The sequence below is a fragment of the Paraburkholderia caffeinitolerans genome (assembly GCF_902859945.1).
Lineage (GTDB): Bacteria > Pseudomonadota > Gammaproteobacteria > Burkholderiales > Burkholderiaceae > Paraburkholderia > Paraburkholderia caffeinitolerans.
Genome location: NZ_CADIKL010000001.1, coordinates 150,003 through 175,717 on the forward strand (window position 1 = coordinate 150,003; position 25,715 = coordinate 175,717).

General features: G+C 64.8%; 20 protein-coding genes. 13 read left to right on the plus strand and 7 right to left on the minus strand.

Going from position 1 to position 25,715, the window contains the following annotated elements; all coding sequences use genetic code 11:
- The first annotated feature begins 129 nt into the window (after positions 1-129).
- On the plus strand, positions 130-390 hold the full coding sequence (locus tag HV773_RS00635) for a hypothetical protein (RefSeq protein ID WP_129561291.1): 261 nt from the start codon (positions 130-132) through the stop codon (positions 388-390).
- Between the two features lie 124 nt (positions 391-514).
- Here the strand turns inward: HV773_RS00635 and HV773_RS00640 are convergent, their stop codons facing one another.
- Positions 515-2,296, minus strand: coding sequence for a winged helix-turn-helix domain-containing protein (locus tag HV773_RS00640; RefSeq protein WP_129561292.1), 1,782 nt, complete (start codon positions 2,294-2,296; stop codon positions 515-517).
- Positions 2,297-2,651: 355 nt separating this feature from the next.
- On the opposite strand from HV773_RS00640, the gene HV773_RS00645 reads away from it, so the two are divergent.
- Positions 2,652-3,203 (plus strand): plasmid fertility inhibition factor family protein, encoded by a 552-nt coding sequence (locus HV773_RS00645; protein WP_377731415.1) that lies wholly within the window; start codon positions 2,652-2,654, stop codon positions 3,201-3,203.
- Positions 3,204-3,310: 107 nt separating this feature from the next.
- On the opposite strand, the gene HV773_RS00650 is transcribed toward HV773_RS00645, so the two are convergent.
- On the minus strand, positions 3,311-4,339 hold the full coding sequence (locus HV773_RS00650) for a LysR family transcriptional regulator (protein ID WP_129561293.1): 1,029 nt from the start codon (positions 4,337-4,339) through the stop codon (positions 3,311-3,313).
- 585 nt (positions 4,340-4,924) lie between these two features.
- On the opposite strand from HV773_RS00650, the gene aspT (HV773_RS00655) reads away from it, so the two are divergent.
- From aspT (HV773_RS00655) to HV773_RS00665, 3 genes are all read left to right on the plus strand, one after another.
- Entirely contained in the window at positions 4,925-6,607 is a 1,683-nt protein-coding gene (aspT, locus tag HV773_RS00655; protein ID WP_129561294.1) for an aspartate-alanine antiporter, read from the plus strand.
- A 206-nt stretch (positions 6,608-6,813) separates the two neighbouring features.
- Positions 6,814-8,499 carry an aspartate-alanine antiporter gene (gene aspT, locus HV773_RS00660; RefSeq protein WP_129561295.1) on the plus strand — a complete coding sequence of 562 codons (1,686 nt, stop codon included), beginning with the start codon at positions 6,814-6,816 and terminating at the stop codon, positions 8,497-8,499.
- Between the two features lie 155 nt (positions 8,500-8,654).
- The gene (locus HV773_RS00665) at positions 8,655-10,310 is read left to right on the plus strand and encodes a bifunctional aspartate transaminase/aspartate 4-decarboxylase (protein ID WP_175193981.1); all 1,656 of its coding nucleotides are present in this window, start codon (positions 8,655-8,657) and stop codon (positions 10,308-10,310) included.
- Between the two features lie 93 nt (positions 10,311-10,403).
- On the opposite strand, the gene HV773_RS00670 is transcribed toward HV773_RS00665, so the two are convergent.
- Positions 10,404-11,612: an MFS transporter gene (locus HV773_RS00670; RefSeq protein WP_129561297.1), complete on the minus strand. Its 1,209-nt coding sequence runs from the start codon at positions 11,610-11,612 to the stop codon at positions 10,404-10,406.
- 355 nt (positions 11,613-11,967) lie between these two features.
- Between HV773_RS00670 and xdhA the strand changes: the two genes are divergently transcribed.
- The 4 genes from xdhA (at position 11,968) to HV773_RS00690 (ending at position 18,336) form a co-directional block, all read left to right on the plus strand.
- Positions 11,968-13,515, plus strand: a complete 1,548-nt coding sequence (gene xdhA / locus HV773_RS00675; RefSeq protein ID WP_175193984.1) for a xanthine dehydrogenase small subunit — start codon at positions 11,968-11,970, stop codon at positions 13,513-13,515.
- A gap of 35 nt (positions 13,516-13,550) precedes the next feature.
- Complete coding sequence (xdhB, locus tag HV773_RS00680; protein ID WP_129561299.1) at positions 13,551-15,905, plus strand: xanthine dehydrogenase molybdopterin binding subunit; 2,355 nt, start codon at positions 13,551-13,553, stop codon at positions 15,903-15,905.
- Between the two features lie 28 nt (positions 15,906-15,933).
- The gene (gene xdhC, locus HV773_RS00685; RefSeq protein WP_175193986.1) at positions 15,934-16,542 is read left to right on the plus strand and encodes a xanthine dehydrogenase accessory protein XdhC; all 609 of its coding nucleotides are present in this window, start codon (positions 15,934-15,936) and stop codon (positions 16,540-16,542) included.
- A gap of 219 nt (positions 16,543-16,761) precedes the next feature.
- The gene (locus tag HV773_RS00690) at positions 16,762-18,336 is read left to right on the plus strand and encodes a Fic family protein (protein WP_175193988.1); all 1,575 of its coding nucleotides are present in this window, start codon (positions 16,762-16,764) and stop codon (positions 18,334-18,336) included.
- Between the two features lie 3 nt (positions 18,337-18,339).
- Here HV773_RS00690 and HV773_RS00695 read toward each other — a convergent pair whose 3' ends face one another.
- From HV773_RS00695 to HV773_RS00705, 3 genes are all read right to left on the minus strand, one after another.
- Positions 18,340-19,323, minus strand: a complete 984-nt coding sequence (locus tag HV773_RS00695; protein WP_129561302.1) for a LysR family transcriptional regulator — start codon at positions 19,321-19,323, stop codon at positions 18,340-18,342.
- Positions 19,324-19,521: 198 nt separating this feature from the next.
- On the minus strand, positions 19,522-20,175 hold the full coding sequence (locus tag HV773_RS00700) for a 2-hydroxychromene-2-carboxylate isomerase (protein ID WP_129561303.1): 654 nt from the start codon (positions 20,173-20,175) through the stop codon (positions 19,522-19,524).
- Between the two features lie 138 nt (positions 20,176-20,313).
- A complete protein-coding gene (locus HV773_RS00705; protein WP_175193990.1) occupies positions 20,314-21,747 on the minus strand; it encodes a TAXI family TRAP transporter solute-binding subunit in 1,434 nt (477 codons plus the stop codon).
- Between the two features lie 582 nt (positions 21,748-22,329).
- Between HV773_RS00705 and HV773_RS00710 the strand changes: the two genes are divergently transcribed.
- Together HV773_RS00710 and HV773_RS00715 are read left to right on the plus strand one after the other, a co-directional pair.
- Positions 22,330-22,695: a BON domain-containing protein gene (locus HV773_RS00710; RefSeq protein WP_175193993.1), complete on the plus strand. Its 366-nt coding sequence runs from the start codon at positions 22,330-22,332 to the stop codon at positions 22,693-22,695.
- A 221-nt stretch (positions 22,696-22,916) separates the two neighbouring features.
- A complete protein-coding gene (locus HV773_RS00715; protein WP_129561306.1) occupies positions 22,917-23,177 on the plus strand; it encodes a hypothetical protein in 261 nt (86 codons plus the stop codon).
- Between the two features lie 137 nt (positions 23,178-23,314).
- Here HV773_RS00715 and HV773_RS00720 read toward each other — a convergent pair whose 3' ends face one another.
- Entirely contained in the window at positions 23,315-24,103 is a 789-nt protein-coding gene (locus HV773_RS00720; RefSeq protein ID WP_175193995.1) for a sulfite exporter TauE/SafE family protein, read from the minus strand.
- Positions 24,104-24,377: 274 nt separating this feature from the next.
- On the opposite strand from HV773_RS00720, the gene rarD reads away from it, so the two are divergent.
- Both rarD and HV773_RS00730 read left to right on the plus strand, forming a co-directional pair.
- Positions 24,378-25,271, plus strand: a complete 894-nt coding sequence (gene rarD, locus HV773_RS00725; RefSeq protein WP_175193997.1) for an EamA family transporter RarD — start codon at positions 24,378-24,380, stop codon at positions 25,269-25,271.
- 41 nt (positions 25,272-25,312) lie between these two features.
- Positions 25,313-25,693 carry a DUF5594 family protein gene (locus tag HV773_RS00730; protein ID WP_175193999.1) on the plus strand — a complete coding sequence of 127 codons (381 nt, stop codon included), beginning with the start codon at positions 25,313-25,315 and terminating at the stop codon, positions 25,691-25,693.
- Positions 25,694-25,715: the final 22 nt, after the last annotated feature.

A 25,715-nucleotide genomic window follows, 5' to 3' on the forward strand; every position in this document is an offset into this window, starting at 1 on the left:
ATTGGCCTACGATCCAGTGCGCGTTATCTGGTGCAAAGCCCGTTCTTCAGCTTGGCGGGGGGACTACTGGTTTCGTCCGCGTTGCGCATGGCGGGTGGGGTGCATGCGCTGTTCTCCTGGAGCGATGACATGAACACGATGAACACAGTACGCATCGCAGTGGCCTGCACGGCCGCTTTCTTCGCAGGAATCGCGTTTGCCGATACGTCGTCCGATCCGTCACAGGGCACGCCGTCGGCTTCGCAGGACGTGGGCGGCATGCCCATGACCAATAGCGCCGCGGGGGCGCCGCTATCGATGTCGCATGCGCAGGTGTATCAGGATCTGGAACGCTCGATCAAGTCGGGTGAGCGCGACCGCCTGAACAACGACTTGTATCACGGCAATTGAGGTGCGAACGGAGACCTCGAACGAAACCTTTGGCCGCAACGGCCGACAGACACACAAAGGGCGCTCGAAGAAGCGCCCTTTGTGTGTCTGTGAGGAGCGCTTACGATTCGGGCCTGCGCGCCATTCAACGCATGGGCCCGTCGCCGATGTGCTGTTCGATGTGCCGCATGCGTCCGCTCGCGCGATAGGGCTGGAACCACGGATTCATGCGTAGCTCGCACAGCCGCGAGCTGCGTTCGGCGAGCGCCGCGTCCAGCCACTGGAACATCTCGTTGGGCTGGGCGAGCCGCGCGTAGGCCTCGGCGATCAGCAAGGGCGAGGTGTACTGCCTGCGCCGCCGCGCCAGCAGGTCGTCCAGATACCAGTGCAGCACCGCGTCGTAGCCGCCCGTTTCCCAATGCATGCGCACGGCGGCCGAGCGTGCAAGCAGATTGCAGCGATCGAGCGCTTCCGCGGTGGCGTCCACGGCCTGCGCAAAGAGCTTCTTCACTTCGAACGCGGTTGCCAGCACCTGGTACACGAGCGGCGAATGCTCCATGTGGCCCGGCGAAAGATATTCGCTCTCGACTTGCGCGTGCTGGCCCGCGAGGATCATGCCGAACGCGCGTGAGCCCTGGAACGCGTGCGGATCGATTTTCTCGGCGCGCGCCATGGCGGCCTGGCCTTCGGCATGGCGGCCCGCGGCGAGCAGCAGCCGTGCGTAGAGCCGGTGCGCCTCCGGGTAGCTCGGATTGCGCCGTAGCGCTTCCTTGAAGCCTGCCTCGGCGCGCGGCCAGTCCCAGTCGAAGAAGTAGCGCACCGCGGCCAGCGCGTGATGCGCTTCGGGCAGGTCGGGGTCGAGCTCCAGTGCGCTTTGCGCGAGCGCGCGCGCGATCGGCCAGCCGTCGTCGGGCGCGAACAGGCCGTGCACGACCGACGCCCCGTAGTAGTTCGAGAGCCCGGCGTAACCCAGCGCGTAGTTCGGGTCGTGCTCGAGCGCCGTTTCGAAATAGGCGCGGCTGCGCGCGAAGTCTTCGCCGTCGATGCCGTGCTGGGCGCAGAACCCCGCATCGAAATGCACGCGCCGGTACCAGAAGTAACGCCCGCGCACATAGGCGTCGTGCGCAGCGGGGTCGACGGGCAGCCGCCGCGCGAGCAGCGAGCGCTGCTGTTCGGAGAGTTTGGAGGCGAGCTCCTGCGCGAGCGCGGCGGCGGCCTCCTTGAGGAGGTCGAGCGAGCCCTGCGAAACCGGTTCGTGTGCGCGGCTCCAGATCTGCACTTCGTCGGCGCAGCGAATCAGGCGCGCGAGAATGCGCACCTGGTGCGCTTCGCGCGAGAACGAACCTTCGAGTACATAGTCGAGCTTGAGCTCGCGCGCGATCTCGCCGATGCTCTTGGCCGTGTCGCGATAGCGCGCGGCGGTGGTGCGCGCGATCATGCGCAGATGGTCCGCGCCGAGTGCGCCGAGCGTGGCCGAGATTTCGTCGGCGAGCGCACTGCACAGCGACTCTTCCTTGCCGTCACCCGTGAGGTTTGCAAACGGCAGCACCAGCACGCGCACTGCGTTGTGCGTGTCGCTGGGCTCCGTCGCGCCTGCCGGGTTCGCGAAGCTTGCACCGTCGAGCCGGTAGCCCTTGCCCTTCACGGTGACGAGATGGCGCGGCTGCGCCGGGTCGTCGGCGAGCGCGATGCGGATCTTGCGGATCGCCGTGTTGATGCCGTTCTCGGTGTCGCGCCAGGGATTGCTGCGCCATAGCCGCTCGACGATGTCGGCGCGCGAGATCAACTCGCCGTGGCGCGATGCGAGCAGGATCAGCAGATCCATCGGCAGCCGCTCCAGCCGCACTTCTTCGCCCGCGCGGCGAAGCTGGTAGCGCTCGACGTCGAGTTCGAAATCCGCGAACCGGATGATTCGATCCGTCGGCATGGAAGGTCCCCTGATGCAGCATCATGGGTCGTGCGCGGCGGGGTTTCGTCCAGGGAATGCTCCATCGTGCAACAGATGACGTGGGCGATTCTGGCGGCGCTCGGTGCGGGCGGTGCGGACAGCCGATCGATCGATGGGGGGCTCGAAGCGGCTGTCAGATTTAAATTTAGCGGCTTGCGCGGCGACCTTCAAGAATCAGGCATCGGTGTTTGTGGCGTGGGATGGGCGCGGGTTTCGTCAGCTTTTTTCCAGTGTGCCGGCAACATCTTCATTCGGTGTGCATAGGTCACGAAAAATTCACATATCCCTCGTAGCTTAGGCCCCTTTTCACTGCTACAAGAGATGTGCCTGACGCATGCCGCAGACGACCCTGTCCACGCCCACCGAAATGCCATCGATTCCGCCACTGCCGCCGCCGTCCGCGTCAGGACCTTTCTGGACCGTGCCAGTGCCGGGACATCATCCCTACGATCACGTGCGTTTCAAGCGCGTCTTCGCGACCGATGGCACGCGTCACGAAGTGGTGGTGGTCGACCTGTACAAGCTGCTGGTCTGCGCGGATCGCGACGACACCGACTATGTGCTCAAGCCCGTCGATGACTGGCATGTGGGCAAGGTGCGCGGCATCCGCGAGTTTCTCGACCCGCGCAACGAGCGGGTGCCGCAAATGCCCTATGTGACGATCATGAAGCGGCGCGTGGCAGGGCTGGCGGGTTGGCTCGGCCTCGCGCACGAGGGCGTGGTGGCGTTTCGCAACGGCCAGCATCGTGCGCGCTATCTCTCATGGGCGGGCGCGAGGTGGCTGCCGGTGGAAGTGCACGAGCGCGAAGCGCCGCTGCTGCGCGAGCTGTGCGGCCACATGGGACTGGAACAAAGCGGGCGGGGCGCGGCGCCTGGGGCGGCGTAGGCGCGCCGGGTCTGCGCGGCACTTGTACCGCTTTTGCGCCGTTCTTGTGCCGTTCTTGTGTCGGGTTAGCGCCTGGCAGATCTATATAACCGCTGCCAGGCGAGTCCTCACACGCCGTTCGACATATGCAGCGCCGCACCGTTGCCGAGCGTGCTGCTCATGGACCGCAGAGCGGCGTGACCGGATGCCGGGAGCGCTGCGGACGTGACCGTATTGCGCCCGCTGGCGTCGCTCGCCCGCTGGAAATGCTCGATGGCGTAGTCGACGAAGCGCAGCGTTTTCGCGGGCAGATATTGGCGATTCGGATAGACGATCGACATGTTGGCCTCGGGGTCGTCGATCTCGTACTCGGGCAACAGGCGCACGAGCGTGCCGGCGGCGAGGTCGTCGGCGACGAGCGACGCCGGCACGATAGCCAGGCCCATGCCCGCGAGCGCGGCGTGCCGCACCATCAGCATGTTGTTGACGGCATAGGCGGGCCGCAGCGTGACCTGCTGCGCGTGCTCGCCGGGTCTTGCGAACTGCCAGGTGACGCTGCGCGCCTCGGGCGGCAGCGTCACCGCCGCGTGACGAGCAAGTTGCGCGGGCGTGCGCGGCTCGCCGTGCTCGGCAAGCCAGCCGGGCGACGCGCATGGCACGAAGGTTGCCACATCGAGTGCCCGCTCGACGAGATCCGGGTCGCCGTCGCGCGTGGGCGAGGCGGCGACGATGCCCACGTCGAAGCCGTCCTCGACAAGCGAGAATTGCCGCTCGACGAGCGTGAGGCGCACGTTCACGCGCGGATAACGGCGCCGGTAGCCGTCGATGAGCGGCGTGAGCGTGACGAGCGACAGCGTGCTGGCCGCTGCCACGCGTAGCGTGCCGCCGGGCTCGCGCTCGGTATGCGCGAGCGCATTTTCGAGGTGGTCCAGTTCGTCGAGCACGCTGCGGCAGCCTTCGAGATAGCGTTGGCCCGCTTCGGTAAGCGAAAGATTGCGCGTGGTGCGGTTGATGAGCCGGGTATGCAAATGAGCTTCGAGCATTGCAACCGAGCGGGTGACCAGGGCATTCGAGACGTCGAGTTGCTGCGCGGCCCGGCGAAAGCTTTGTGATTGCGCAACCGTGACGAAGACGCGCATGGCGTGTATCTGATTCATGGAATTTCGCCTCGTATGCTGATTGCATTTACCCGGTTAAGGGCATTCCGTTCGGCATTGCCGAGATGACGTCCGGCAATGGGCACGCTAGATGCGGCCTTGTTGTGGAGATTGCGGCGGCGATATTGGAAGGAAAATAATATTGACAGTTGTAAAGAATTGCAATATTTATCTCAAACGGCGCCGGCGTTTCACTCTTGTAAAGGAATAGAATTTCTGGCGATATGCGCATAGAGCTGTGAAACGAACAGTGCGCACGCAATCGACGCCGATCTTGGAATCAATTGCATAATTCAATCTGCTGCATGCCGAGCGCAATGGCATTGCAGGCTTGGGTCGCGTCGCGAAGGGGCAGGTCTGGCAGGCTTGTGGGCGTTGCGGGCGTGAAATGTTTGTTGTCGATGCGTTGATGATCGGGTTGTCGCGTTGTCTTGCATTTTTCACAAAAGTTAGATTCAGTCGGGACGGATTTTTTTGTGCTTCGCGCAAAAAATGTCGTGAAGCACGGGAATAGAGACGTGCATGCTGCGTGCATGTTTTTTATGCATTTTTCTGAAAACTAAAACGTAAATCGGCAGACCAGACATGATCGTCGAATTGCTGAAGTCGCAGCCCGAGATAGCGTTGTTCGTAAGTCTCGCGCTCGGTTATTTGATCGGTTCCATCCGTTTCGGCCCGATCTCGCTAGGTGGCGTGTGCGGCACGCTGATCGTCGCGCTTGTGCTGGGGCAGACGGGCGCGCGCATCTCGCCCGATCTCAAGAACGTTGCCTTTGCGTTGTTCATCTTCGCGCTCGGCTTCACGGGCGGCCCGCAATTTTTCGCGAACATCGGGCGTGGCTGGCGCTATGGGCTCCTTTCGATCATCGAGATTGTCTCGGTCATGACGCTCATCATGATCGTCGTCGTCGTGATGAAGCTCGACGCGGGCACCGCGGCCGGCCTGTTGGCGGGCGCCGCCACCGAGTCGGCGGTGATCGGCACGGCCTCCGAGGCAATCACGAAGCTGGGCTTGAGCGACACCCAGGTGAGCACGCTGCAGGCGCACATTGTGACCGCCTATAGCGTGAGCTACCTGTTCGGCCTGATCACCATCGTGCTGTTCACGAGCCAGATCGCGCCGCTGCTTTTGCGTGTGAACTTGCGTGAGGAGGCCGCACGCCTGTTTCGCACGCTCGGCGGCGACGGCGTGCTCGACGAAGGCCAGCGGCTCGCACTGCCGCTGCTCGAGGCGCGCGCGTTCAAGGTGGGTCCGGCTGCGGGCACCCAGGTCTCGGCATTCGAGGCGCGCTTTGGCAACAACATCACGGTCGAGCGCATCGTGCGCGGCAAGCAGGAGATCGACGCCGCCGCGCAGGCCGTGCTGCAGGCGGGCGATATCGTATTCATCGGCGGGCGGCGCGAGGTCGTGGTGGAGGCGTCGGGCAGCCTTGGCGCCGAAGTCTCGGGCGAGGGTTTCGTGAAGCTGTTCGCGCAGCGCGTGGACGTGATGCTCACGCGCCGCGAAGCCGACGGCCTCACGCTCGCGCAAATGCGCGAGCGCGCCTCGCCCGAAGACGGGCGCGGCATCTACGTGGGTGCAATTTCGCGTCTCGAGAACGCAGTGCCCGCGCTGCCCGGCACCGTGGTGCACCGCGGCGACGTGCTCACGCTGATCGGCGCGCCCAACGACGTCGCGCGCGGCGCGAAGCGCCTCGGCTACGTGATCCAGCAAACCCAGAAGACCGATTTCGTCTACCTCGGTCTCGGCGTGCTCGTGGGCATGATCATCGGCCGCTTCGGCTTGAAGCTGGGCGGTATCGCGCTCGAGCTCGGCACCGGCGGCGGGTGCCTGCTCTCGGGCCTGTTCTTCGGCTGGCTGCGCTCGCACTTCCCGGTGGTCGGCTCGCTGCCTTCGGCGGCGGCGCAGGTGCTCAAGGACTTCGGCCTCGCGACCTTCATTGCGGCCGTGGGTCTTTCGGCTGGCCCCGACGCCATCAAGCTCGTGCGCGAGTACGGTCTCGCGCTGCCGCTCGTCGGCATCATGATGGTGCTGATTCCGGGCCTCATGTCCCTCTGGATCGGGCGCATGTTTCTCAAGCTCGACGCGCCCATGCTGCTCGGCGCGATCGCCGGCCAGCAGTGCAGCACGCCGGCGATCAGCGCGCTGGTCGGCGTGACCGGCAATTCGATTCCGGTGATCGGCTACACGATCACCTACGCGTTGTCGAATATCTTGTTGCCGCTCATGGGGCCCGTGGTGGTCGGGCTCGCGACGAAATTCGGCTGATTTCGGCTGATATGTGGTGCGTGCCGCGTTTGAGCACGTGGCGCGCACCGATCCGTTCGTGGCCGATGATGGCCGCGTTATTTCAATAACGATGCGCTTTCGTCGGGGCGTCCGCCCGGTTGTCCAACAGGTCGCCCAATTGGCCGTCCAACCGGCCGTTCAACTTCAACGGCAGCAAGCAGTTACTTCTACCATGCGAGGGCACGATGGAATGGCTACATGACATCTTTCACAAATCCCCGGAAATCGCCTTATTCCTCTCACTGGCCGTGGGTTACTGGGTCGGGCAGATCAACTTTGGCAAGTTCCAGCTCGGCGGCGTAGGCGGGTCGCTGCTCGCCGCCGTGGTGATCAGTCAGGTTGGCGTGACGATCGACAACGGCGTCAAGGCGGTGATGTTCGCGGTCTTCATCTACGCCGTGGGCTACGACTCCGGGCCGGGCTTCTTCAACTCGCTCAACCGCAAGACGCTGCGCGAAATCGCCATGGCCGTGTTCATGGCGCTCGCGGGTCTCGCAACCGTGCTCGTCTGCGCGAAGCTCTTTCACCTCAACAAGGGCCTCGCCGCCGGTCTCGCCGCGGGCGGCATGACGCAGTCGGCGATCATCGGCACGGCGGGCGACGCCATCGCGCGTCTCGGTCTTCCGCCCGACCAGGTGAAGGCCATGCAGGCCGACGTCGCGATCGGCTACGCCGTGACCTATGTGTTCGGCTCGCTCGGCGCGATCATCGTTTGCGTGAACATCTTGCCGAAGTTCATGGGCCGCAGCCTCAAAGACGCCTCGATGGACGCCGAGCTCGAAATGGCGGGCGGTAGCGCCTCGGCCGGGCCGGGCCAGCTTGCAGCGCTGCCCGAGTTGTTCGGCCGCGTGTTCCGTGTGGAGGCCGCAGCCGGCAAGACGGTCAAGCAGATCGAACTGGCCCAGCAGGATTTCGTCGCCGTCGAGAAGATCCGCCGCGCCGGCAAGATCGTCGACGCCACGCCCGACTTCGTGCTGAGTCGCGACGATCTCGTGCTGGTCGTCGGCCGCCGTGAACAGATGGTCGAAGTGGGCGCGCTGATCGGACCGGAAATGCCGGATTCGGGCGGCATGAGCCTCGTGATGCAGACGCGCCAGATCGTGTTCACGAAGAAGGGCATGAACCACACGACGATTGCCGAAGTGCGCAAGAACGTCGACCGCGACCTGCGCCACGGCGTGTACATCGAGAAGATCGAGCGCGCGGGGCAGCCTGTTGCACTGCTGCCGGGCTCGAAGCTCGAGCACGGCGACGTGATCACCGTCTACGGCACCGCAACCGACACCAAGCGCGTTGCAAAGGACGCAGGCTACGAGCTGGCCTACAGCAACAAGACCGACTTCATCTACATGGGCGTCGGCCTTGTGCTCGGTCTGCTGGTCGGCCTGATCGTCGTGAACGTGGCTGGCATTCCGCTCACGCTCGGCTCGGGTGGCGGCTGTCTGCTCGCGGGCCTGCTGTTCGGCTGGATGCGCGGCAAGCACCCGATGTACGGCGTGATGCCGCCGGCCGCCTCGCAACTGCTCAAGGACTTCGGTCTCGCGGCGTTCGTTGCGGTGGTGGGGCTGAATTCGGGCCTGCAGGCCGTGGTGACGATCAAGCAGAGCGGCATCACGATCTTCCTGCTCGGCGTGGTCGTGACCATCGTTCCGCTCATTCTCACGATGCTGTTTGGCCGCTACGTGCTCAAGTACAACAACGCGGCGATTCTCGCGGGCGCGCTGTCCGGCTCCCGCAGTGCGAACCCGGCCTTCGGCGGCATTCTCGACAAGGCCGAGAGCGCCGTGCCGACGGCGCCGTTCGCCATCACCTACGCGATCGCCAACGTGCTGCTCACGCTGCTCGGGCCGCTCGTGGTGGGTCTTGCATGACATGAAGTTAATCGGGCCGCGTAGGTCGGGCCGCGCGAGCAGTCGAACAGGCGCAGGCCCGTCCGCATCGATTAGTCGAAATCGCGTGCCGCCCTCGCCGGTGCATCGAGCACCTGCAACGGCGGCACACTCAACGTCTTCCAACGGAGAGCATCATGGCAAAAGGTAGAGCTGAATCGAAGGACAAATCAGGCATCGAAGCACTGAGCCCGTTCGAGCTCAAGGACGAGCTGATCAAGGCGGCGGGCGGCGGCGCAGCCGAGCGCCCGGCCAACTTCTCGATGCTCAATGCGGGCCGCGGCAATCCTAACTTCCTCGCCACGATTCCGCGCCACGGCTTCTGGCAACTGGGCGCGTTCGCGATGCGCGAATCGGAGCGCTCGTTCTCCTATATGCCCGAGGGCGTGGGCGGTTTCCCGCAGCGCGCCGGCATCGTCGAGCGCTTCGACCAGTTCCTGCGCGAGAACAAGGGCCAGCCCGGCATCGATTTCATCGGCGGCGCGGTGTCGTACGTGCGCGACCAGCTCGGCCTGTCGGCAGGCGACTTCCTGTACGAGATGTGCGAAGGCATCCTGGCCTGCAACTATCCCGTGCCGGACCGCATGCTCAAGCTCTCGGAGATCATCGTCGGCCAGTATCTGCGCCGCGAGATGATCGGCAAGCATCCGTTCGTGGGCGAGTTCGACGTGTTCGCGGTGGAAGGCGGCACTGCGGCCATGACGTACATCTTCAACACGATGCGCGAGAACTTCCTGATCAAGGCCGGCGACACCATTGCGCTCGGCATGCCGATCTTTACGCCGTACATCGAGATTCCCGAGCTCAACGACTACCAGCTCAACGTCGTGCACCTCAACGCGACCGTCGAGAACAACTGGCAGTACTCGAAGAAGGAGCTCGACAAGCTGCGCGATCCGAAGATCAAGGCGTTCTTCCTCGTGAATCCGAGCAATCCGCCTTCGGTGAAGATCAGCGACGAGAGCCTCGAATACATCGCCGAGATCGTCAAGGAGCGCCCGGACCTCATCCTCCTCACCGACGACGTGTACGGCACCTTCGCCGATAACTTCGTCTCGCTGTTCGCGCTCGCGCCGAAGAACACGATTCTCGTGTACTCCTACTCGAAGTACTTCGGTGCGACGGGCTGGCGTCTCGGCACGATCGCGACGCACCAGGACAACGTGCTCGACGCGGCGATCGCGAAGCTCCCGAAGGACGAGAAGAAGATCCTGCACGAGCGTTACAAGTCGATCACGACGGAGCCGGACAAGCTCAAGTTCATCGACCGGCTGGTCGCGGACAGCCGCACGGTCGCGCTCAATCACACGGCCGGCCTCTCGACGCCGCAGCAGGTGCAGATGGTGCTGTTCTCGCTGTTCTCGCTAATGGACACGCCCGACGCGTACAAGAATGCGCTGAAGCGCCTGATCCGTAGCCGCAAGCGCGCGCTCTTCGAGGAGATGGGCATCGCCTACGACGAAAGCGATCCGAACCAGGTCGACTATTACTCGATTATCGACATGGAGTACTACGGCGAGAAGCTCTACGGCCGCGAGTTCGTCGACTGGCTCCTGAAGCAGACGCAGCCCAACGAGCTGCTGTTCCGCCTCGCCAGCGACGCGCGCGTCGTGTTGCTGCCGGGCAAGGGCTTTGGCACGGCGCACCCGTCGGGCCGCGTGTCGCTCGCGAACCTGAACGAAGCGGATTACCGCAAGATCGGCCGTGCGGTGCGCAAGCTCACTGCGGAGTACGTGGAGCGTTATAACGCGGCCACGGGCAAGAAGCTCGATCCGAATGCCGTGAAGAAGTAAACCAGACGAGCGCGGTGGTGTGATGCCGCCGCGCCCTGAACCTTGAAACGAGCCGCACCCGCCTGGGTGCGGCTTTTTTATTTCGTGCCCACTTTATTCGGCCTGCGATGCCGCGCCGTGCACGCTCTTGCGGTGCAGCGAGACCGACAGCGCCACGCCCGCAGCGGCCGCGATGGCCGCGAACATGTACACCGATCCGTAGCCGAACAGATTGGCCACATAGCCCGCGAGCGGCCCGGTGATGCCGAGCGAGAGGTCGAGAAACACCGAATAGGCCGACAGTGCCGCGCCACGGCTCGCCGCCGGCACGAGACTGACCGCTTCCACGCCCAGCGCCGGGAACACCAGCGCGAAACCGAAGCCGGTGAGCGCGGCGCCCATCAGCGCAACCGTGGGCGTGGGCGCGAGCCACAGCAGCACCAGACCCGCGCATTCGCACGAGAACGAGGCGATGGCCACGCGAAAGCCGCCGAATGCCTTGATCGTGTTCGAAAACAAGAGGCGCGCGCCGATGAACATCAGCCCGAACAGCGTGAGCGCGAAGGCCGCGTTGGGCCACTGGTGCGCCGCGTAGAACAGCGTGATGAAGGTGGCGATCGAGCCGAAGCCCGCCGAGCCCAGCGCGAGGCCGAGGCCGTGCGGCAGCACGCGCGTGAGCACGCTGCGATACGGCATGCGCTCGCCATGCACGATCGGCACCGGCGCGAGCGGGCGCGCGAGCCAGAAGCCGAGCGCGGCCAGCGCCATCACCGAAATGCCGAGCGACCAGAAGCCGAGGTAATGCGCCATTTCCACGCCGAGCGGCGCGCCCAGCGCCAGCGCGCCATAGGTGGCGATGCCGTTCCACGAGATCACGCGCGCGTTGTTAGCCGTGCCTACGCGGCCGATGCCCCACAGAATCGCGCCGGTACCGACCAGGCTTTCGCCGCAGCCGAGCAGCAGCCGGCTCGTCACGAGCAGCGCGAGCGAGAGCGCCTGCCAGTGCGCGACGAGCGTCGCGAGCAGCAGCAGCACGCCGCTCGCGCCGCAGAGGATCAGGCCGATCGTGACTGTTTTCTTCGGGCCGAGCGTATCGGCCGAACGACCGGCCAGCGCCCGGGAGCAGAGCGTCGCGATGTACTGCACGCTGATCGCGCCGCCGGCCACGATCGTGCTGAAGCCGAGGTCGTTGTGCACGTAGCCCGGCAAGACCGCGAGCGGAATGCCGATGGTCAGATAGCAGAGGAAGGTGAAAAAGACGACCGGGATGATTTGCAGGGTCATCGATGTGGCGCTGCGCTGGGGCGCTGAGTCGGCGGACATGGGGGAAACACGGATGGATAACGGCGGGAAAGGCGAGATTGTCCCATGGAACCGGTTCTTCTGCTGGTATGTAGAAAGCGCTTAGCGCGGCGAAACCGGGGATCTTTCCGCCATTTTATGGCCGATTTGCGCGAATATCATTTGAAATCGCGCGTTTCAGCCATCCTCCAGACATATAAGCGCAGCCCGCGCACGGCCTGATGATTCATCGCGGTAACGATATAACCCCCATGTACCTCTGCCTATGGGTTCTCGATATTGGCAGTGTTAATTTTCGTACCGTCCACAGAAGCGCGGCGTACGCACCTCCATTTGGGGCGTCCTGCGAGCCGCAGAACACGACGAGACAGAAACCATGAGTCAGCCGATCCGCTTTTATCACCGTAACGCGATCCGTGAAGTCAGCGACGCGGACGTCACCCGTACCGTTCTCCAGTACCTGCGCGAAGACGCGCACTGCACCGGCACCAAGGAGGGCTGTGCTGAAGGCGACTGCGGCGCGTGCACGGTCGTCGTCGGCGAGCGCACGGCCGAAGGCGGCGTGAGCTTCAAGGCCGTCAATGCCTGCATCCAGTTCCTGCCGACGCTCGACGGCAAGGCGCTCTTCACCGTCGAAGACCTGCGCCAGCCCGACGGCTCGCTGCACCCCGTGCAGCAGGCGATGGTGGATTGCCATGGCTCGCAATGCGGCTTCTGCACGCCGGGTTTCGTCATGTCGATGTGGTCGCTCTACGAAAAACATGGCCACGAGCATGCGGGCCAGGCTCAGGGTTGTGCGGGCAAGGCAGCCTGCAGCGTGCCCTCGCGCGACGAGATCGCCAACGCGCTGACCGGCAACCTGTGCCGCTGCACGGGCTATCGCCCGATCCTCGACGCTGCCGAGCAGATGTTCAAGATCGACGGACCGAAACAGCCCGTCGATGTGAAGTCGCTCTCGCAGACGCTCGCCACGCTCGAGCGCGGCGAGACCTTCCATTACGAGCACGACGGCCAGCAATACGACGCGCCGCGTACCGTTGACGCGTTCGCCGCGATCAAGGAAGCGCGCCCCAATACGCGCATTCTCGCCGGCAGCACCGACATCGGCCTGTGGGTCACCAAGCAGATGCGCGAACTCGGCGACATCGTCTACGTGGGCCAGGTCGAGGCGATGCGCCAGATCGACGTGAGCGACGAATGGATCGAGATCGGCGCGGGCGTCACCGTCGAGCGCGGCTACGCCGAGCTCGCGAAGCACTATCCCGAGCTTGAAGAAATGTGGCAGCGCTTTGCGTCGCTGCCGATCCGCAACGCGGGCACGATCGGCGGCAACGTCGCGAACGGTTCGCCGATCGGCGACTCGATGCCGGGCCTGATCGCGCTGGGCGCACATGTGGTGCTGCGCGGTGGCGACACGGTGCGCGAGATGCCGCTCGAAGACCTGTACCTCGCGTATCAGAAGAAGGACATGGCCGAGCACGAATTCGTGCTCGCGCTGAAGGTGCCGACGCGCACCGGCGCGCGTGCGAACCTGCAGTTCCGCACCTATAAGATCTCGAAGCGCTTCGACTCCGATATTTCGGCGGTGTGCGCCGCGTACTCGTTCATCGCCGACGGCGACACGATCCGCGAGCCGCGCATCGCGTTCGGCGGCATGGCCGCGACGCCCAAGCGCGCGACCCACGCCGAAGGCGTGCTCGCCGACGCGCAATGGCACGAGGCCACCGCGCAGGCAGCGATGATCGCGCTCGCCAACGACTACGCACCGCTCTCCGACATGCGCGCGACGAGCGACTATCGCCTCGAATCGGCGAAGAACACGCTGTATCGCTTCTGGCTCGAAACGCGGCCGAACAATCCGCTCGCACCGCAGGCGCTCAACGTGCGCGCCGTGGCGGCGGAATGTGCAAACAGCGCAGCCTGACCCCAGGAAACGGACAACATACGGAGATCGAAACAATGAACCAGCAAGCCGAACCGTTCCTGGAAGAAGCGAAGGCGCTCGAAGATTTCAAGCAGGTGCACGTCTCGCGTGCGCACGAATCGGCGCACCTGCACGTGAGCGGGCGCGCCACCTACACCGACGACATTCCGCTCGTGGGGGGCACGCTGCACGCAGCGCTCGGCCTCTCGCAGAAGGCGCATGCGCGCATCGTCTCGATGGAGCTCGCCAAGGTGCGCGCGACGCCGGGCGTGGTGGCTGTGCTCACCGCCGGTGATATTCCGGGCGTAAACGACTGCGGCCCGATCATCCACGACGACCCGATTCTGGCCGATGGCGTGGTGCAGTACGTGGGCCAGCCGATGTTCATCGTGGTGGCGACCTCGCACGACATCGCGCGCCAGGCCGCGCGCCGCGCCGAAGTCCAATACGAAGAATTGCCCGCCGTGCTCACCGCGCAGCAGGCGCGTGCCGCCGAGCAATACGTGCTGCCGCCGATGAAGCTCGCTCGCGGCGATGCTTCGACGCGCGCCGCGCGCGCCGCGCACCGCCATGAGGGCGAAATGCTGCTGGGCGGCCAGGAGCAGTTCTATCTGGAAGGCCAGATTGCCTACGCGGTACCGAAGGACGACGACGGCATGCACGTGTTGTGCTCGACGCAGCACCCGAGCGAAATGCAGCATCTGGTCGCGCACGTGCTGGGCGTGCACTCGCACAACGTGCTGGTGGAATGCCGGCGCATGGGCGGCGGCTTCGGCGGCAAGGAATCGCAGTCGGGCATTTTTGCGTGCTGCGCGGCGCTCGCCGCCTGGAAGCTGCTGTGCCCCGTGAAGCTGCGTCCGGACCGTGACGACGACATGATGATCACGGGCAAGCGCCACGACTTCCACTACACGTATGAAGTGGGCTACGACGACCAGGGCACGATCGACGGCATTTCGGTCGACATGACTTCGCGTTGCGGCTTCTCGGCCGACCTGTCCGGCCCGGTGATGACACGCGCGGTTTGTCACTTCGACAACACCTACTGGCTGCCCGACGTTTCCATCGCCGGCTACTGCGGCAAGACCAACACGCAGTCGAACACCGCGTTCCGCGGCTTCGGCGGCCCGCAGGGCGCGTTCGCGATCGAGTACATCATCGACGACGTCGCGCGCTCGCTCGGCCTTGACTCGCTCGACGTGCGCAAGCGCAACCTCTACGGCAAGACGGACAACAACGCGACGCCGTACGGCCAGACGCTCGAAGACAACGTGATTCACGAGCTCATCGACGAACTCGTGGAAACGAGCGGCTATCACGCGCGCCGCGCGGCGATCCGCGAATTCAACGCGAACAACGAGGTGCTCAAGAAGGGCATCGCGCTCACGCCGGTGAAGTTCGGTATCGCGTTCAACGTCACGCACTTCAACCAGGCGGGCGCGCTCGTCCATATCTACACCGACGGTTCCGTGCTCGTGAACCACGGCGGCACGGAAATGGGCCAGGGCCTGAACACCAAGGTGGCGCAAGTGGTGGCGCACGAGCTCGGCATCGAGTTCGGCCGCGTGCGCGTGACCGCCACCGACACCAGCAAGGTGGCCAACACCTCGGCCACGGCCGCATCGACGGGCAGCGACCTGAACGGCAAGGCCGCACAGGACGCCGCGCGCCAGCTGCGCGAGCGCCTTGCCACGCTCGCCGCCGCCACGTGGGGCGAGGGCCGCGTGAGCGCCGCCGAGGTGCGCTTCGCCAACGACACCGTGATTGTCGGCAACGAGGTCGTGCCGTTCGAGACGCTTATTTCGAAGGCCTATTTCGCGCGCGTGCAACTGTGGTCGGACGGCTTCTACGCGACGCCCAAGCTGTACTGGGACCAGAAGACGCTGCAAGGCCGCCCGTTCTACTATTACGCGTATGGCGCGGCGGTTTCCGAGGTCGTGATCGACACGCTCACGGGCGAAATGCGCGTGCTGCGCGCCGACGCGCTGTACGACGCGGGCGACTCGCTGAACCCCGCGCTCGACGTGGGGCAGGTGGAAGGCGGCTTCATTCAGGGCATGGGCTGGCTGACGACCGAGGAACTGTGGTGGAAGCCGGACGGCAAGCTCATGACGCACGCGCCGTCCACCTACAAGATCCCGACCGTGAACGACACGCCTGTCGAGTTCAACGTGAAGCTGTTCAAGAACAGCAACGTGGAGAACAGCATCCATCGTTCGAAGGCCGTGGGCGAGCCGCCGCTGCTGCTGCCGTTCTCGGTGTTCTTCGCGCTTCGCGACGCCGTGGCGAGCGTGGCCGACTACCGCTTCAATCCGCCGATGAATGCGCCCGCGACCGCCGAGGAAATCTTGAAGGGCGTGCGCGCGGTGCGGACGATGGCGCGCGGTTGAGTGTGATGTTTTGAGGGAGTCTCGTCAGATGACCAGCGGTGTGAATAAAAGCGCCAATCACTGTGAACGGATCGACGCCGCGGGGCGCGTCGTGATCGGTCGGCGCGGCACGCCGGTGCCGCACTATGGGCCGATGCATGTCGTGCTGTTCGGCGCGGGGCACGTGGGCCATGCACTGGTCACGCTGCTCGGCATGCTGCCGTGCGTGGTGCAGTGGGTGGACGAGCGCGACGAGCTCTTTCCCGACGAGGTGCCGGCCAACGTGCAGATCGAGGCGACCGACACCCCCGCCGCGATCGTCGACGAGGCGCCGCCGGGCGCGTACTTCATCGTGATGACTCACAATCACGCGCTCGATTTCGACCTGTCCTTGCGCATCATGGAGCGCGGTGACTTCTCGTGGTTCGGGCTGATCGGTTCGAAGACCAAGCGCGTGAAATTCGAGCGCCGCCTGATCGACCGCGGCGTGGCGGCCGAACGCATGAGCGAGATGACTTGCCCGATCGGCGTGCCTGGCATCGTCGACAAGGCGCCTTCTTCGATTGCGGTTGCCGTGGCTGCGCAGCTTATGCAGATGCGCGTACCGCACGCCGCTGCGGGTCATGCCGCGAGCGCGCAGAGGTTCGCGCGAGTTTGAGGTCGAGTGTCCACCTGAACCCGAGCGGGGGAAAGTAGGCGAAAAAGTTTCGTTTCTGCCGTGAGCTAGCCCCAAACGTTGGATGTCATCCTGCGTTTGGGGTGTTTTTTTGTCTGCGCGTTGGGCGGTGGGGGCGTCGCGAGTTAACGTTTTTATCGAGAAGTGGGGTATTCTTAACGAAATTATTCGCCAGTTAACGAAATTAATGGGGATGTATCAATGTCGGACGACTGGGTGGGTTACCGCTGGCTCGCCGAACGATACAACGCGCACCCCGTGCAGCCGCAACCGGTTGAAAGCGAAATCGGCGCGACACGGCGGACTATCCAGCATAACGGCACCGTAAGGGAAGCCTATACCGCGGCGATGAGGCCGGCCGATACGCTGCCAGCCCATCTGACCTTTGCGCTCAAGCATGAGGGCGTTTTCCTGGAGCCGCTCGCCCGGCTTTTCAATGCTATTCCCGAAGCCGAGATTCGCGATTGGGTTCTCGCTGAACGAACCGGCCAATATGCCCGGCGCGTGGGCTTCCTGTACGAGTGGCTGATGGGTCGTCAACTCGCCGGGGTTCCGGCGGTGGCTAATGGCGGTTATGTGGACGCGCTCGATCCGCGTGCCTATCTGGTCAGCACGTCTGCTCGCAACAATTCACGGTGGCGCGTGCGTGACAATTTACCCGGCCACCGCGAATTCTGTGTCACTGTGCGCCGCACGGATCTCGTGCGGAAAGCAGAAACCTACGATTGCGCGGCACAACTCGATGCGCTTCAGGCAGAGTACGGTGTCGACGTGCTGCGGCGCAGTGCGGTGTGGCTGACGTTCAAGGAAAGCCGCGCCAGTTTTCAGATCGAGCACGAGTCGGACAAAAGAGACCGAATCAAGCGCTTCGCGGCGGTCATGGAAACGCGCATGGGCACCTATGCCAATCCATTAGACATTGCCGCGCTCACGGAACTGCAACGGGAAATCATCGGCGAACGGACGACCCTCAAGCATTTCGGTCTGAGGCAGTCGCCCGTGTTTGTTGGTGCGACAGACCATTTCCTCAACGTCATCCACTATATTGCTCCCCGCTGGGAGGACGTTGGCGGAATGCTCGATGGACTCGATGCGTTCCTGGCACGCACGACGGGAGCCTCGACGATCGCGCGGGCGGCAGTGGTGTCGTTTGGTTTTGTCTATATTCACCCGTTGGCCGATGGCAATGGCCGCGTGCATCGTTTCCTGATCAACGACATTCTGCGGCGCGACAACGCGGTTCCGCGGCCCTTTGTCCTGCCTGTTTCATCGGCCATTACCAGTAAGCCTCAACATCTTGCGGCTTACGACCAGGTGCTCGAAGTCCTGTCCAGGCCACTGATGCAACGTTACGAGGAATACGCGAGATTCGAGGCGCACCGCGAGTTCGGCGACGGTGTGAAGTCGAACTTCACATTTGGTGCTTACGACGATGCGGCATTCACGTGGCGCTATCCCGACCTCACGGCTCACGTGGAATATCTTGCCGAGTTGATTGACAGAACTATCCTCACGGAGATGCGTCAGGAGGCCGAACTGATCCGAAACTGGGATCGGGCGAGGTCTTCAGTGAAGGAACTACTTGATGGGCCGAATCTGGATATCGACCGGATCATCCGGTCGATACGAGACAATCACTGGAGCGTGTCGGGCAAGCTAAGCAAGGAGTTCCCGATTATCCAGGAGGCAAACCTGGGTGAAGCTATCGTGCATGCGGTTCGCGAAGCGTTCGATGCAACAGATGCGCCACTGCCGTCTTCTGATGCACGCTCTTGATGGTCATTCCGGATTACCCGACGGACGGCCGGCCCCCGCCTTGCGCGCCTTCCCCTTCCTCGCCGGTTCGGTGAGCGTCGCCGACACCTTGTCGATCAACCCGCGCAGCCAGTCGATATCGCTCGGCCGGTCCGGTTGCGGATGCCACATCTGATAGCAGCGAATGCGCGGAAACGCCAGCGGCGGTTCGGCCACGGCGATCGGCAAAAGCCCCGCGTAATGCGTCGCAAAGCGGCGTGTGGTCGTGAAGATCAGATCCGATTGCAGCAGCACCTGGGGCGCGAGCCCGAAGTAGGGCAGCGTCGCCACGATGCGCCGGTGCGCACCGGCTTTCGCGAAGCCGATGTCGACGGGGCTCGCGTTCGCGCCGGTATAGGGCGTGGGTGCGAGATGCGCCGCCGCGAGATACGCGTCGCGCGTGAGCGGCGCGCGCGCGAGCGGATGGTCGGCGCGCATCATGCAGACGATCTTGTCGGTGAACAGGTCGCTGCGCGGGAAGTGCGGGTCGGGCTTCGGCCAGTTGCCGATCACGATGTCGATCTCGCCGGCCTCCAGCGCGGCGTGATGATCGAGCGAGGGCGACAGCGAAATGATCTCCAGTCGTGCCGAGGGCGCTGCTTCGCGAAAGCAGGAGATCAGCGTCGGCATGAAGAAGTCGTTGAGATAGTCGGGCGCGGCCACGCGGAAGATGCGCTTCGAGCGCTCCGGATCGAAGTCGCCGTGTGGCGTGGCCACGAAGTCGACGTCGCGCAGCACGCGCTGCGCGTGTTGCAGCAGCGACTCGCCGTACTCGGTCGGCACCATGCCCGCTTTGCCGCGCACGAGGATGGGGTCGCCGAGAATTTCGCGCAGCCGACGCAGCGCCGTGCTGATTGCCGGCTGGGTTTGATTCAGCCGCAGCGCGGCCTGCGTGACGCTGCGCTCGATCAGCAGCGTGCGCAGCACGCGCACGAGCCAGATGTCGAGGGATAGGGCAGTGTCGTCCATGGCAATGCGTATGCTCTGGGGGGGAAATGCCGCGCGCATTTCAGCACGTTTCGCGCGCAGCTTGATTCATAACGATATTCCGCTGAGTGCGCTGCCGCCATAGGGCGCCTGGTATGACCAGCATCAGCAGGGCGGCCGGCGCGAGCGCCGTGCCGCCGGATGGAGCGCGGTGCGCGCTATATCCGCATTACAGCCGCTCTACACCTTGTCCTGCTTCGTGAGCCCCGAAGGCAGCGAGCTGATGCGCTTGACCTCGCGCGAGTCGAGCCAGTTCGGCGTGCGCGCGCAGTAGAGCACCATCGGCAGCGTGTCTTCGCCCCAGAAAAGCTGCTTGTTCATCCAGAAGGTGGGCACGCCGAACACGCCCATCGAGATCGCGTCGTTGGTGTTGCGACGTAGTTGCGCGCGCACCGATTCCTGTTCGATCATCGCTTCGCCGTGCGCGATGCCTACGCGTTCGCACAGTTGTTCGAAGCCCTCCTCGCTCGACGGGTCGCGCCCCTCGCGCCAGATGAAGCGGAAGATCTCGCGCACGCACGCGAACTCGCCGCCGGCGGCGATGGCGAGCAGCATCGGCTTGATCGAGTCGAACGGATGCGCGGGCGGCATCTTGAACGGAATGCCGAGCTGCTCCGCGCGAAACAGCGCGTGCCGGTAGGTGAACACGCGCTTGGCCGGAATCGTCGAGCCATACGGCGTGCCCCAATGGCGGTACAGGTCGCTCAGCAGCACCGGCGTGGGCGCAAAGTCGAAGCCCGGCCATTTGTCGTATTGCTCCAGCAGCAGGTACGAGAACGGCGACACGAAGTCGTAGAACCAGGCTGGCCGGTTGGCGTCGATGCCGCTGATCATGCTGTTCCTCCGATATGGGCTTCTTGTGGACCGCATCGGCGGCCCGCTTTTTCGAGTAGTGATTGCGAGTATCGATCGAATTCGCTGCTGCGTGCTGCTTTTTTCGCAGCGCGTTTGCCTTGCGCGCCTGCGCGTGGGTCAAGTCCGGACGCCGTCGCCGCTGTGGTCACCGGTATGGTCGCCGCTTTCATCGCCCGCTTCATCGCCCGTTTCATCGTCCATGGCCGACAGCCGCTCGCGCACAGCCAGCAACCGCTCGCGCACGAAACCGATGTGTTCGCGCAGCACGTAGAACTGGCCCGCGTAGGCGAGCGGCATCTTCATGCCGTTCACGGACTCCTCGATCTTGTCGAGCTGGTGCGTGAGCGTGCGCCGCTCGGCGGGCGAGTTGTCGGCGTTCGCGGCGCGTTCGAGCGCGATGAGCGAGCCGTACCAGCGGTAGATGCGCGATTTTACCCGCCACGCGTAAAGGCTCGGCACGAGCCGCAGGCCGGGGATCAGCACCACGATGATCGGCACGAGCACCACGATCAGGCGGTCGGCGAGGCTCGCGAGCCAGAACGGCAGCACGCGGTACAGGAAGCTCTTGCCCGACTTGTAGTAGCGCGCGGCGTCATCGCTGATCGGGAAGTCCTGCGCGCGCGGCGCCGGGAATTCGCCGGCGCGCTGCAACAGCGTCGACTTGCCGTGCACCTGCTTCGCCGCTTCGATCAGGAGATCGGAGAGCGCCGGATGGAGCGAATCGCGCGCCACCAGCTCGGCCGTAGGCGCGATGAAATGCAGCGGCGCCGCGGGCAGGTTGCGCCCGAAATCGAACGCGCCCATCGGGATCGTGATGGCCGTGAGGTACGGGAAGCGTCGCGCATAGGCGTCGGCTTGAGCGAAGTCGAAGAAGCGCACGCCCGGCATGCGCATCAGGCGGCCCATGACCGGCGGCTGCGCGGAGTCGCCCGCGAGGAAAGTGACGTCGATCTTGCCCTCGACGAGCGCGCGTGCGGCGTCCTCGCCCGAGAGCGGCAGCAGTTTGGTCTTGCCGCCCGGCTCGATGCCGTTGGCCTTGAGCAGCTTGAGCGCGAGCTCGCGTGTGCCGCTGCCCTCGGCGCCGATGGCGATGCGCTCGCCTTCGAATTCGGAGAGCAGCCGCACGGGCGGCCCGTGATAGAACACCGTGAGCGGCACGTAGGCCACGCTGCCGAGTGAGACGAGGCCCTCGGGCGGCGTGCTCGCGAGCCCATCCTGCACGAATGCGACGTCCACATGCGAGGCCGGGTCGGCGAGCCGCTGGAGGTTTTGCGCCGAGCCTTCCGATTCGAGCACGTTCACGGTGATGTTGTTGTGCGCGAGGATCGTCTTGTACTTCTGGGCGGCGTTCCAGAACGTGCTGCCCTTGGGGCCTGCGCTCAGCGTGAGCGTGCTGGGCGGGGCGGGCTGGATCAGGCGCACGGCCAGCCAGATCGCAGCGGCGCTGATCAACAGGATGGGGCCGAACGAGACCGCCAGGTCGCGCCATGAAATCGCCACGAAGCGCGCGACGAGACGGGTAGGAGGTTTGCGGCCGGTGGGGAACTTCATTGGGGAAGGGCTGGGGCCTCGGGAAATTCAGGGGAAAGTTGCGCGGCGCGGTGTGTCCAGGGTTGCGTCCGGGGTAGTGCCGAAAAGCGTGCCCGCGCCGCTATGCCAGCCGATGTTACCTGAGATTGGACGTTGCAACGGCATGTCCGGCGCGGCCCGGACCGCTAAACCCTTTGCACTCGTGCCTCACCCAGGCTAAATTGTGGGTCGCCATGGCGCTTGCGCCGTGAGGCACGCGCCACGAGGCCGTGCAACCCATAACAAACTACCAGGCGTAATCAGGCAATCGAAGCAGGCGCGGGCTACCGGCGATATAACAGACCGGAACAGCCGCCGCGCGCCGCCATTGCCGTCGGGACGGTCCAATGCGCCGTCGCGTGCCACCCAATCCTTGCCTCTCGCAGCAGCGTGTCCGGACCATGGCAGTGTCCGGGCGCGCGTTTCGCGTGCTCGCCCGCTGCCCGTGGGTGTCGTAACGAAACCGCCGGACCGGATCTGGCGGACGGCCAGTCCGTTCGCTCGGGAAGGCGGTCTATCCTCGCAACGAGCGAAGCAACAACGCGAAAGCAACAAGGAGAAAACATGAAATCGGTCGCTTTTCTGAAGACGCTGACGGCAGTAGCCTGCGTGACGGTCGCCTGCAGCGTGTACGCCCAAGACAATTCGGCGGCGAGCGGCGCGGCAGCCGCAACGGCAGCGGCTCCGGCGGCAGCGGCCCCGACCTCGAGCAAGAAGGTCGACCGCAAGCTCGGCTACTCGGTGCGCAAGGCGCTCTCGAGGACGCAGGGCATCGACGTTTCGAACATCACCGTGCGCTCGCACAACGGTGCTGTCTCGCTCACGGGCTCGGTGCCCGCCCAGGCGCAGATCGACAAGGCAGGCGAGGTCGCACAGGGTGTGGCTGGCGTGAAGTCGGTGTCGAACAAGCTGACGGTCATGCAGCAGTAACATCCGCAGGTAAAGCAAGCAAGCAGGCAAGGCACGGGCACGATCCGTGCGGAAGGCCCCGGCAGGTTGCCGGGGCTTTTTTTTGCCAGCTGTGCGGCGTTGTCGACCGATGCCCCGCTTGCCTATGTGGGCTGACACACCACACTCCCGTGATTAGGGGTATACGTTGTAGTTGCGCGGACTCTACAGAACCGCGCACGGCTTCATTGCGGGGAAATGCCATGATTATTCATAGCTATACCGATTTGCCGCTCGTCGACCGGGCGGCGTTTGAGCTGGCGTGCGCGCGGCACGGCTTTGCTCCGATTCACTTCGACGTGCATGGAGAAACCGATCCCGACGATCCCGAGCACAGCGAGCTCGTGGTCGTGCGGCGCGGAGGCTGGGCACAGGCCTACCGCATCGACGCGCGTGGCCAGTGGCTGCGTCAGTTCGAGACCGACCTGAACGGACGCTTCTTCAATAGCGCGCCGTACGCCTGAGCGGCGCTGGGACGTGGGCCGGCGGACGCACCGCGCGGGTGCCCTGCAGGCTTGCGGGCTTACGGCGTGCACGGCGCATTGTTCAAGAGGGTGGGCCTGGGCGCGCCGGACGGCGCGTGGATGCGCCGCCGCGCCCGTCAGGCCAGCACGAGGCGCGCGCCCACGAGCGTGAGGGTCGCGGCGAGCAGGCCGCGCAGCAGCTTTTCGGGTGCGCGCGAGGAGAGCATGCTGCCGATCGCGATGCCGGGCAGCGAGCCGCACAGCAGCGAGAGCAGCATCGACCAGTCGATCGAGCCGAGCAGCCAGTGCCCCGCGCCCGCGAGCAGCGTGAGCGGCACGGCGTGCGCCACATCTGAGCCGATGATGCGCAGGGTCGGCAGCGTCGGATAGAGCAGCAGAAGCACGGTCACGCCGATCGCGCCCGCGCCCACCGAGGTCAGCGACACCAGCACGCCCAGCACCGCGCCCGTGAAGATCGTGAAGAACAGCGTGCGCGCCTCGCTGGGGCCGTGGCGATGGCGCGACGCGAACGCGGCGAGCTGCGGCCGGAAGATCAGCGCGACGGCGGTGATCAGCAGCGCGGCCCCCAGCACCGACTGGATCAGATGCCCGGCGCGCGGCGTGTCCATGCCGTAGCGGTGCAGCAGGATCAGCGTGATGGTGGCCGCCGGCACGCTGCCCATCGCGAGGCGCAGCGTCACGCGCCAGTCCACTGAGCCCTTGAGCCCGTGCACGAGCGTGCCCGCCGACTTGGTCGCCGCCGCGTAGAGCAGGTCGGTGCCCACGGCGGTGGCGGGATGCACATGGAACAGCAGCACGAGGATCGGTGTCATCAGCGAGCCGCCGCCCACGCCAGTCAGGCCGACCAGAAACCCGACCAGCAGGCCGGAGAGCGAATAAAGCGGATCGATATGAGGTAGGACCATCGCGGGCCTGCACGAAAACGCGCAGCTTTCCTGTTCAAAAGATGGGGCCGCCTGGGCCGCGGATTCATGCCTCGCGGATGACGCGGCAACGCTCACGCATACCCAAACAGAGCGTAGCGTCAGGCTGGACAGCGGCAAAGGCTGGCGGCGAAAATCCGCTATTGTCGCAAAACCGGCGGATCGGCGCTGGGGTCGGTTTGAATCGCCTCCGAAATTCGCGGAATAACAGCGCCGGTTGCCCGCCTCGCCTCGCCTCGCCTCGATAAAACCACTCATGAATCCCGGCATCGCCTACGCCCTGTGCGCCTTCACCATCTGGGGCCTCTTTCCCGTCTACTTCAAGACGCTCCACCAGATTCCCGCGCTCGAGATGCTCGCGCATCGCATGGCGTGGTCGCTCGTGTTCATCGTCCTCGTGCTGCTGGTGCGGCATCGCTGGGCATGGCTGCGGCCCGCGCTGAGCGACAAGCGCCTCATCGCGCGCTTCGCCGCGAGCGCCGTGCTGCTCTCGGCCAACTGGGGCATCTACATCTGGGCCGTGAACGCGGGGCATATCGTCGAGGCGAGCCTTGGCTATTTCATCAATCCGCTCATCAACGTGCTGTTCGGCTATGCGTTCCTGCGCGAACGGCTGCGGGCGATCCAGTGGTGCGCTGTAGCGGTCGCGGCGCTCGGCGTGGCGTGGCTCACGTGGCAGAACGGCGCGCCGCCGTGGATCAGCCTCGCACTGGCGCTGACCTTCGGCGGCTATGGCCTGTTGCGCAAGACCGCGCAGCTCGGCGCGCTCGAAGGGCTCGCGCTCGAGACGGTGCTGCTGTTTCCCATCGCCATCGTCTATTTGTCAATTATCGGCATGGCCGGCGCGAGCCATTTCGGGTCTGCGTCGCTCGGAATCAAGCTGCTGCTGGTCGCCGCCGGGCCGATCACCGCGGTGCCGCTGCTGCTCTTCGCAGCGGCGGCGCGGCGCATTCAGCTGTCGATGCTCGGCCTGATTCAGTACGTCACGCCCACGCTCCAGCTGCTCACCGGCGTGCTCGTGTACGGCGAACCGTTCGGCTCGGTGCGCGCAATCGGCTACGCGGCGATCTGGGTCGCGCTCGCGCTCTATTCGTTCGAAGGGCTGCGCGCTACCCTCCTGGCGACGCGCCGGGCTCGTGAGACAGTCTGATACCGGAAACATAAAACACCCAAAATTGGAGACACCCGCGCATGACTAGCGCAGCCGCTTACCGTTTCGAAGTTGAATTCGCGCCGCGCATCGCTGCCGCGCTCGCGAGCCATTTCGGCTCTGCGATGCGCGTGGAGGTCGTGCCGGGCGAGGGGCGCGGGCATCCCACGCGCGTGCGTATTCAAGGTGTGCCGAGCGAGCTTCGGCATCCCTTTGCGTTTGCGTTGAATGTGTCGCTCACGTGGGACGTCGACGAGATCGAGCGCCTCATGGCGCCCGGCGGCGAGGCGCGCTTCGCGCATTATCTGGACGCGCTTGGGCGCAAGTTGGCTTCGTGGGAGACCGCGCGCCCGCTGGACTTCGCCTCGCGCACGCAAGGCGAGCCGGAAGTGCTGCTGGGCGGGCTCGATTTCGAAGGTTGATTTGGGCGGGCGCGGGTTGCGC